The sequence below is a fragment of the Oleiphilus sp. HI0125 genome, from assembly GCF_001635355.1.
Window position 1 is genome coordinate 1 of the sequence record NZ_LWGF01001149.1, and the last position, 735, is coordinate 735.

At 45.7% G+C, this 735-nt stretch carries 2 protein-coding genes; both read left to right on the forward strand.

The window, feature by feature from the left end:
- A partial coding sequence (locus A3762_RS19925) for an ABC transporter ATP-binding protein (RefSeq protein ID WP_156493614.1) occupies window positions 1-489 on the forward strand: 489 nt, incomplete at its 5' end.
- A gap of 53 nt (window positions 490-542) precedes the next feature.
- A partial coding sequence (locus A3762_RS19930; protein WP_197469426.1) for an iron chelate uptake ABC transporter family permease subunit occupies window positions 543-735 on the forward strand: 193 nt, incomplete at its 3' end.

Sequence of the window (735 nt, forward strand, 5' to 3'; positions counted from 1 at the left end):
GCACAAGGGTTGACGCCCCATAAGGGTTTGTTTGAATGGAATACTCGAGGAGATGATGCCTTGATCGCGCAGCTCCTCAAAGAGATGGAGCTTAGTGAACTTGCAGAGAAGCCCTTTTCAGTTCTGTCGGGCGGTGAAAAGCAAAGGGCTTATTTAGCACGAGCCTTGCTCCAAAAGCCGCAGCTACTCATCATGGATGAACCGACCAATCATTTAGATATTCATTTTCAATTAGAGGTGCTTCGTAAAGTTAAGGCGCTTCCGGTAACGGTCTTTGCTTCATTTCATGATTTGAATTTAGCGGCTGCGTTTTGTGATGAAATTATTGTCTTAAATCACGGAAAATTATGCGCCCAAGGTTCTCCAGAGGATGTGCTGAAAGAAGATCTTATTAGTGAAGTATATCGGACATGCTGCGTGGTTGATCGCCATCCTTTATACGATCATCCACGTGTTAGTTTCGCCTTTCAATACGGAGTTCACCGTTAATGATAGGCATAACGCGAACGACAGTTTTTATAAGCCTTTGCGTGGCTGTGGCCATGTTCAGTCTGTTTGTTTCTGTCGTCTTCGGTGCGGCGAGCATTACTTTTAATGACGTGCTTTCGAGTACTTTCAGCCTTCTGACAGGCCAAGAATCTGAAATCAGTGCGATACGTGAACGTATTATATGGGAGTTACGTGCCCCAAGAGCGGTATTGGCGTTTCTTGCGGGAGCAGGTTTGTCCCTTGCTG